7 protein-coding genes and 1 tRNA gene are annotated in these 8,293 nt (G+C 68.9%); 7 read left to right on the forward strand and 1 reads right to left on the reverse strand.

The features are described 5' to 3' along the window. From AC5E6L_RS12125 to AC5E6L_RS12145, 5 genes are all read left to right on the forward strand, one after another. The coding region (locus AC5E6L_RS12125; protein WP_491773592.1) for an AbrB/MazE/SpoVT family DNA-binding domain-containing protein at window positions 1-437 on the forward strand (437 nt) is incomplete at its 5' end. A gap of 2 nt (window positions 438-439) precedes the next feature. Next, a complete protein-coding gene (locus tag AC5E6L_RS12130; protein WP_491773604.1) occupies window positions 440-814 on the forward strand; it encodes a type II toxin-antitoxin system VapC family toxin in 375 nt (124 codons plus the stop codon). Further along, window positions 811-2,364, forward strand: coding sequence for a carboxyl transferase domain-containing protein (locus AC5E6L_RS12135; RefSeq protein ID WP_491773594.1), 1,554 nt, complete (start codon window positions 811-813; stop codon window positions 2,362-2,364). The genes AC5E6L_RS12130 and AC5E6L_RS12135 overlap by 4 nt, the downstream gene beginning before the upstream one ends. Window positions 2,365-2,376: 12 nt before the next feature. Next, on the forward strand, window positions 2,377-4,392 hold the full coding sequence (locus AC5E6L_RS12140; RefSeq protein WP_491773596.1) for an acetyl/propionyl/methylcrotonyl-CoA carboxylase subunit alpha: 2,016 nt from the start codon (window positions 2,377-2,379) through the stop codon (window positions 4,390-4,392). Between the two features lie 73 nt (window positions 4,393-4,465). Further along, a complete protein-coding gene (locus AC5E6L_RS12145) occupies window positions 4,466-5,260 on the forward strand; it encodes a crotonase/enoyl-CoA hydratase family protein (RefSeq protein ID WP_491773598.1) in 795 nt (264 codons plus the stop codon). A gap of 521 nt (window positions 5,261-5,781) precedes the next feature. Here the strand turns inward: AC5E6L_RS12145 and AC5E6L_RS12150 are convergent. Beyond that, window positions 5,782-5,857 (reverse strand) — tRNA-Lys (locus AC5E6L_RS12150). A gap of 311 nt (window positions 5,858-6,168) precedes the next feature. On the opposite strand from AC5E6L_RS12150, the gene AC5E6L_RS12155 reads away from it, so the two are divergent. Continuing rightward, window positions 6,169-6,963, forward strand: a complete 795-nt coding sequence (locus tag AC5E6L_RS12155) for a cytochrome c biogenesis CcdA family protein (protein WP_491773600.1) — start codon at window positions 6,169-6,171, stop codon at window positions 6,961-6,963. Between the two features lie 95 nt (window positions 6,964-7,058). Then, the coding region (gene glmU / locus AC5E6L_RS12160) for a bifunctional UDP-N-acetylglucosamine diphosphorylase/glucosamine-1-phosphate N-acetyltransferase GlmU (protein ID WP_491773602.1) at window positions 7,059-8,293 on the forward strand (1,235 nt) is incomplete at its 3' end.

Consider the following 8,293-nt stretch of genomic DNA (forward strand, 5'->3'; position numbering starts at 1 on the left):
GCGTTTGGACGCTGGCGGACCAGATTACGGCCCGCAAGGGAATCAAGGCGCGCAGGGGCGAGGTGATTGAGGCGTTCGTAACCGAAGGCGGCAACGCCAATACGGCCGCGACACAATATCATTATTGGAGCCAGCAGTACGATCCGGCCGCCGATGAGCGGAGCGATGCGCGACCGGTCCCGGTTGCCTCCACGCTCAGGGTCGATTCCGCCGGTCGGCTTGTAATCCCCGCGGAAATACGCGACGCCATGCAGATCGGCGCGGATGGCGTTTTGCATGCCACGCTTGAGAATGGCGAGTTGCGGCTGATCACGCCGCGCACGGCATTGGATCGGGCCAAGGCGATCGTGCGCAAATATGTGCAGCCGGGCGTGAGCGTCGTCGATGAGCTGATTGCCGACCGGCGTGCCGAGGCCGCGCGGGAAAACGAACCTTGACGATGGTCTTGGATGCGTCGGCCGTTGTGGCCCATCTTAATGACGAGCCCGGTGGCGACCGTGTCGGCGCGCTGCTGAATGGAGCACTGATATCGGCGGTCAATCTATGCGAAGTCGGAAGCAAGCTGTCCGATTTCGGCGTGCCGGACGATGAATGGGCGGCTGTGATGCGTGCGTTACACCTCGATGTGGTCGCGTTCGACGGCCCTCAAGCGGATCGTGCCATAGCCTTGCGGGCGATGACGCGCGCCAAGGGCTTGTCGCTGGCCGATCGTGCCTGCCTGGCGCTCGCCATAGATCGCAACGCAACCGCCGTTACCGCCGACCGGGCCTGGGCCGCTCTCGATGTCGGCTGCGAGATCGAGCTGATCCGGTGAACGTCCTGCGAGTTCAGACCGAGGAAGTCGCCGCCGAGGCCGCGCGCATCATGGCCGGCGGGTCCGAGGCGGCGCGCGCGCGGCACCTCGGGCGCGGCAAGCTTTTGCCGCGCGACCGGGTGCAGGCCCTGCTCGATCCCGGCGCGCCGTTCCTGGAAATCGGCCTGTTCGCCGCGCGCGGCGTCTATGCGGACGATGTTCCCGCCGCCGGCCTGATCGCCGGCGTGGGCAAAGTGTCGGGCCGCGACTGCATGATCGTGTGCAACGATGCGACGGTGAAGGGCGGCACCTATTATCCGCTGACCGTCAAGAAGCATCTGCGCGCCCAGGAGATCGCCGCCGAGAACCGGTTGCCGTGCCTTTATCTGGTCGATTCGGGCGGTGCCAACCTGCCCAATCAGGACGAGGTGTTCCCCGACCGTGACCATTTCGGCCGCATCTTCTACAATCAGGCACGCATGAGCGCGGCGGCCATACCCCAGATCGCCGTGGTGATGGGCTCGTGCACGGCGGGCGGGGCCTATGTGCCGGCGATGAGTGACCAGACGATCATCGTGCGCGAGCAGGGCACGATCTTTCTCGCCGGCCCGCCGCTGGTCAGGGAGGCGACGGGCGAGACTGTGGACGCCGAAACACTGGGCGGCGGCGACACCCACACCCGTCTTTCGGGCGTTGCCGACTATCTGGCCGACGACGACCGCCACGCGCTGGCGCTTGCCCGCCGGATCGTCGCCGATCTGGGTCCCGCGCCCGTGCCCGATATCGCGCTGAAAAAGACGGTCGCCCCCGCGCACGATCCCGAAACGCTGCCCGATCTGATCCCGGACGATCCAAGGACGCCCTATGACGTGCGGGACGTGATCGCGCGGATCGTCGATGGTTCGGATTTCGCCGAGTTCAAGCCGCGCTATGGCGCGACGCTGGTGACCTGCTTTGCGCATATGGACGGCGTGCCCGTCGGCATCCTCGCCAACAATGGCGTTCTGTTCTCGGAAAGCGCGCTCAAGGGCGCCCATTTCATCGAACTGTGCTGTCAGCGGCGCATGCCGCTCCTGTTCCTGCAGAACGTCACCGGTTTCATGGTCGGCGCAAAGTATGAGGCCGGCGGCATCGCCAAGGACGGCGCCAAGCTGGTGCAGGCCGTCGCAACGGCGGCCGTGCCGAAGGTGACGGTGATCGTCGGCGGCTCCTACGGCGCGGGCAATTACGGCATGTGCGGCCGCGCCTACGGCCCGCGCTTCTTGTGGATGTGGCCGAACGCGCGCATCGCGGTGATGGGCGGGGCGCAGGCGGCCGGCGTTCTGGCCACCGTCAAGCGCGCGGGCATCGAGGCGAAAGGCGGCACCTGGAGCGCGCGGCAAGAGGCGGCGTTCAAACAGCCGACGCTGGATCTGTTCGAGGAACAGTCGCATGCCTTTTACGCCTCGGCGCGGCTTTGGGACGACGGCATCATCGATCCGCGCACGACGCGCGATGTGGTGGCGCTCAGCCTGCGCGCCGCATTGAATGCGCCGATGGAGGAAACGCGGTTCGGGGTTTTCAGGATGTGACGAGGTCTCGCCGTGATCACCAAGCTCCTCATCGCCAACCGGGGCGAGATCGCCTGCCGTGTCATCGGGACGGCCCGGCGCATGGACATCGCCACCGTCGCGGTCCATTCGGACGCCGATGTCGATGCGCTGCATGTCGAACTGGCCGACGAGGCGGTGCGGATCGGCCCGCCGGCGGCGGCCGAAAGCTATCTGAACGGCGCGGCGATCATCGACGCGGCCAAAGCCACCGGCGCCGGGGCGATCCATCCCGGCTATGGCTTCCTGTCGGAAAATCCGGCCTTCGTGGAGGCGGTCGAGGCGGCGGGGCTGGTCTTTGTCGGCCCGTCGGCCGACGCGATCCGAGCGATGGGGCTGAAGGACGCGGCGAAAGCTCTGATGGAAAAGGCCGGCGTGCCCGTCGTGCCGGGCTATCACGGCGACAAGCAGAGCCCGGATTTTCTCGCCGCCGAGGCCGGCCGGATCGGCTATCCGGTGCTGATCAAGGCGCGCGCGGGCGGCGGCGGCAAGGGCATGCGCAAGGTGGCGCGCGCCGGGGACTTCCGGGCCGCGCTCGCAAGCTGCCGGCGCGAGGCGCAGGCCGCCTTCGGCGACGATGCGGTGCTGATCGAAAGGTTCGTTGCGTCCCCGCGCCATATCGAGGTGCAGGTCTTCGGCGACGCGCACGGCAACATGGTGCATCTTTTCGAGCGCGACTGCTCGCTGCAACGCCGCCATCAGAAGGTGATCGAGGAAGCGCCCGCGCCGGGCATGACCGATGAGGTGCGCGCGGCGATGACGCGGGCGGCGATCGGCGCTGCGCGCGCCGTCGGCTATGAGGGCGCCGGCACGGTCGAATTCATCGCCGACGGCTCGGGACCGCTCGCGCCGGACCGGTTCTGGTTCATGGAGATGAACACGCGGCTTCAGGTCGAGCATCGGGTGACCGAGGCGGTGACCGGGCTCGATCTGGTCGAATGGCAGTTGCGCGTTGCGGCGGGCGAGCCGCTGCCGCTGGGCCAGGATGACATCCCGCTGCGCGGCCATGCCTTCGAGGCGCGGCTTTACGCGGAGGACCCGGCGCGCGGCTTCCTGCCGCAGACCGGAACATTGGCGCATTTGCGGTTTCCGGGGCAGATGCCCCGAAGGGACGCAGCGGGGCGCGGCCCGGGCATTCGCATCGACACCGGCGTGCGGGCGGGGGACGCCGTCACGCCCCATTACGATCCCATGATCGCCAAGCTGATCACGCATGGCGAAACGCGCGCCCAGGCGCTCGGCCGGCTGCGATGCGCGCTCGCCCGAACCCATATCGCCGGCGCGGTGACCAACAGGGCGTTTCTTGTGGCGCTCGCGAACCATGGCGGGTTCGCCGCCGGCGCGGTCCATACCGGGCTTATCGATCGCGACCTCGACGCGCTGACGGCGCCACCCGAGCCGCCGGACCTTGCGGTGGCGCTCGCCGGGATCGTGGCGCTGGACCTCGATCTCGCCGATCGGCGCCTTGGCTGGCGGCTTTGGGGCGAGGCCGGCCACGCCATGCGCCTGCGCCAGGGCGATGCATTGATCGAGCGGCGGCTGGTTCCGCATGGGCCGGGCAGCGTCACGCTCGACGGCGAGACGCCGCTGCGGCTCGATCATCTGGCGCGCGAGGGCGCGACCGTGCAAGGCCGTTGCGGCGGCGTGCGGTTTCTGGCCGATGTGGCGCGCTACGACGTTTTCGGGACAAGGCATGTCTCGGTGCTGCTCGACGGCGCCTCGCACCGGTTCGCCGTGCCCGACCCGCTCGAAGGCAGCGCGACGGCCGCCGCAGCCGCCGCGGCCGGCGATGCGGTGACCGCGCCCATGGCCGGAATCGTCCGGCTGATCGACGTCGAGGCCGGCCAGGCGGTGTCCGCCGGCGACCGGCTGGCGGTGGTCGAGGCGATGAAGATGGAGCATGCGCTGACCGCCCCGCGCGACGGGGTGATCGCGACCGTGCGCGGCGCCGAAGGCGAGGCGGTGGAGGGCGGCGCCGTTCTGATCGCCTTCGAGCCGGAGGCCGGGTGATGCGTCCGAAAGCACCGGCTTGCCGGCAGGATCATGCGCCGTGCCGGGCGCGCGCGGCACGGGAGTGGGAAAAATGACCGGGTTCGAGACCCTTCGGCTTGAGACCGACGCGCGCGGCGTCGCCACCCTTACCTTGAACCGGCCCGACAGGCACAATGCGATGAATGCGCCGATGATCGCCGAACTCGCCGTGACGGGTAAGGCGCTGGCGCGCGATCCTGCCGTCCGCGTCGTGGTTCTCCGATCCGAGGGGCCGACCTTCTGCGCCGGCGGCGACCTGGGCTGGATGCGCGAGCAGATGGCCAGGGACCGCGCCGGCAAGATGGCCGCGAGCCGGGCGCTCGCGACGATGCTGGCGATCCTCAACGGCCTGCCCAAGCCGCTGATCGCGCGGGTACAGGGCAATGCGTTCGGCGGCGGGGTGGGGCTGCTTTCGGTGTGCGACATCGCCATCGCCGTGCCCGAAACGCGCTTTGCGCTGACCGAGACCAGGCTGGGCCTGGCTCCCGCCGCGATCGGGCCGTTCGTGGTGCGCAGGCTCGGCGAGGGGTTCGCCCGCCAGATGCTGCTCGCCGGCCGGCCGTTCGACGCCGCGTTCGCCTTGCGGGCCGGCCTGATCGCCGAGATCCGTCCCGCCGACGCGCTCGACGAGGCGGTGGACCGCGCCGCGACCGCCGCCTTGACCGGCGCGCCGGGCGCGATCGCCGATGCCAAGCGGTTCTGCCTGACCTTCGAGCGGCTCGATCCGGAGACGCTGACCGAAAGGACCGCCGCGCTCCTGGCCGATCGCTGGGAGACAAGGGAGGCCGCCGACGGCATCGCCGCCTTCTTCGCCAGAAAACGCCCGCCCTGGACCCCCGCAGATTAGAGCGGTTTGTCTTTAGATGGGAGCGGTTTGATGGACAGGGTTTTTCGCCGCGGCGAGGAAAACACCGCAGCGCGATATGAATATCGTGCGAGGATTTTGACGATGCTGCCGGCGGAAAAGACGTCCAAGCCGGGGGCCGATAACGTATTGAAATCAAATGAGACCCGCAAATCGTCCGAGCTTGGTCTTTTGCGTTCTGGACGGCGTTGCGCGCTCCTAACGGTGCTCGCACCGTGTCGTCCCACGCGCCTTGCCAGATCACAAAATCCCGGCGCTCAAACGATTCCAGCTAAAGACAAACCGCTCTAGGGCCTTTGGGGGGTCAGGATTTGGAGCCTGGCATGGTCGAACATCGTTCGGTTCAAGGAGCCGGGCCGCGGGAAGGGCCGCTCCCTTTCAAGGGCCGGCGACGCGGAAATGGGCGATGTTCGCCATATCCCTTCGGGACGCGGCGGATGTCGCCCCCGGCCACGTTGAAAGGGCCTTGTGGTGGGCTACCGCCCATAAACATCTGACTTTATTGGTGAGCGCGCAGGGGCTCGAACCCTGGACCTACTGATTAAAAGTCAGTTGCTCTACCAGCTGAGCTACGCGCTCCCCGCAAGGGAAGCCGCGCCGGACCATGTCGAGCGCGGTCGCGGCGTGCATACGCAAACAGCCCCCTTCGGTCAACCGCCATTGCGGTCCGCGCGCGGTTTTCGGCCGGGCGCTTCGGCGCCTTGCGATCGACGGCGCCCGCATCGGCGTTCCGCCGGAGGCGATACGCCGCGCGCGGCCGTGATTGGCAAGTGAACGTCGGCGCGTCTATGTAGGGTCGCAACCCCGGACGGCGCCGGCCTGCGGCGGGCGGCCCGGCCGGAACCGGCGCTTGCGGCCTTGCGCGCACAGCCGGCATGGAAAGGCGACGCATGGACCTCGAAATCACCCTTCTGAGCGCCTTTCTGGCAGGCATGATCTCTTTCATCACCCCTTGCGTCCTGCCGCTCGTGCCGCCCTATCTGTGCTACATGGCCGGCGTTTCGATGGATCAGTTCCGCAGCGGGGGCCATAGCGGGGGCCATGACACAGATATCGTTCCAGGCCCGTCCGGTGCGGCGACCGCCCCCCTGACGGCCGTGCGCCTGCCGCTTCTGACGGCAGCGCTCGCCTTCGTGCTGGGCTTTTCGACCGTCTTTGTCGCGCTCGGCGCGGGCGCGTCGACCATCGGCGGCCTGCTCAGGGCTTATCAGAGCGAGCTTGCCATGGCCGCCGGCCTCGTCATCATCGTCATGGGCCTGAATTTTCTCGGCGCTTTCCGCATCGGCCTGCTGTCGCGCGAGGCGCGGTTCCAGAGCCGGGGCGTGCCGGCCAATCCGCTCGCCGCCTATGTGATGGGCCTTGCCTTCGCGTTCGGCTGGACGCCGTGCATCGGACCCGTCCTCGGTCCGATCCTGACCCTTGCCGGCGCGCAGGACAGCGTCGGGCAGGGGGCGGGCCTGCTGGCGGTCTATTCGGCCGGGCTCGGCGTGCCGTTCATCGCCGCAGCCCTGTTCTCGGGCCGCTTCATGCGGTTCCTGACCCGCTTTCGGCGCCATCTCGGCGCGGTCGAAAAGATGATCGGCGCGCTTCTGGTCCTTGCCGGCATCCTGTTCCTGACCGGCGGCATGCAGGCGATGGCCTTCTGGCTGCTCGAACGTTTTCCCGCGCTCGGCCGGCTCGGCTAAAGCCTTTGGAGTGCGGGAACGGGCAAGCGCGCTCTGGCAATGGCGCGCGCGAGCCGATAGAGCGGGCGGGAACACGGACCGAAGGGGAATCGGCCATGGCACGCTCCTGCCTGACCATCGTTCTGGCCGCCGGCGCCGGCAAGCGCATGAAATCGGACCTGCCCAAGGTGCTGCATCCGGTCGCCGGCCTGCCGATGGTCGCCCATGTGGCGGCTTGCGCGCGCGCCGCGGGAAGCACGAGCCTGGCCGTGGTCGTCGGGCATGGCGGCGACCGGGTCCGCGAGCGGCTGGGCGCGGACGGAGCCGGAATACGGTTCTTCGTCCAGCGGGAGCGGCGCGGCACCGCCAACGCCGTGTCGGCCGCGCTGCCGGCCGTCGAGGAGGGCTATGACGATGTGCTCGTCCTGTTCGGCGACACGCCCCTCGTGACGCCCCAAACGCTGGGCCGGGCGCGCGCCGAACTTGCGGGCGGCGCGAGCCTCGTCGTCGCCGGCTTCCGACCCGACGATCCGACCGGCTACGGCCGGCTGGTCGAAGACGACGGCCAACTGGCCGCGATCCGCGAACACAAGGACGCGACCGAGGCCGAGCGCCGGATCGGCTTGTGCAATGGCGGGCTCATGGCCTTTTCGGGCGCCCATGTCGCCGAACTGCTGGCCGCCATCGGCAACGACAACGCCAAGCGCGAATTCTACCTGACCGATGCCGTCGAGATCGCCCGCGCGCGGCGCCTGACGGTTCGCGCCATCGAGGCGCCGGCCGCCGACGTGCTCGGCGTCAACACCATGGCCGAACTGGCCCAGGCGGAGGCCGTCTGGCAGGACCGGCGACGGCATGAACTGATGCGGGACGGCGTCGCCATGGCGGCGCCCGCGACCGTGTTCCTCAGCCACGACACGCGCATCGCGCCGGGCGCGACGCTTGAGCCCAATATCTGGTTCGGACCCGGCGTCCGGGTAGGCGCGGGCGCGCGCATCCGGGCGTTTTCGCACATAGAGGGCGCGGCCATCGGCGAGAACGCCCAGATCGGCCCGTTCGCGCGCCTGCGTCCGGGCACGGATCTCGCCGCGCGCGGCAAGGTCGGCAATTTCGTCGAGACCAAGAACGCCGCCGTCGGCGAAGGGGCCAAGATCAACCATCTGGCCTATGTCGGCGACGCCTCGGTCGGCGCGGGCGCCAATATCGGCGCCGGCGCGATCACCTGCAACTATGACGGCTTCGCCAAGCACCGCACCGAGATCGGCCCGGGCGCGTTCGTGGGCTCGAACGCGGCGCTCGTCGCCCCCGTCGCGATCGGGGCGAACGCCTACATCGCCTCGGGCAGCACCAT

This window comes from Roseitalea sp., from assembly GCF_984466335.1.

Bases quoted from the DNA above. Each gene is read 5' to 3' on its own strand.
- AC5E6L_RS12130 (WP_491773604.1), top strand. From the start codon at position 440: ATGGTCTTGGATGCGTCGGCCGTTGTGGCCCATCTTAATGACGAGCCC.
- AC5E6L_RS12145 (WP_491773598.1), top strand. From the start codon at position 4,466: ATGACCGGGTTCGAGACCCTTCGGCTTGAGACCGACGCGCGCGGCGTC.
- AC5E6L_RS12155 (WP_491773600.1), top strand. From the start codon at position 6,169: ATGGACCTCGAAATCACCCTTCTGAGCGCCTTTCTGGCAGGCATGATC.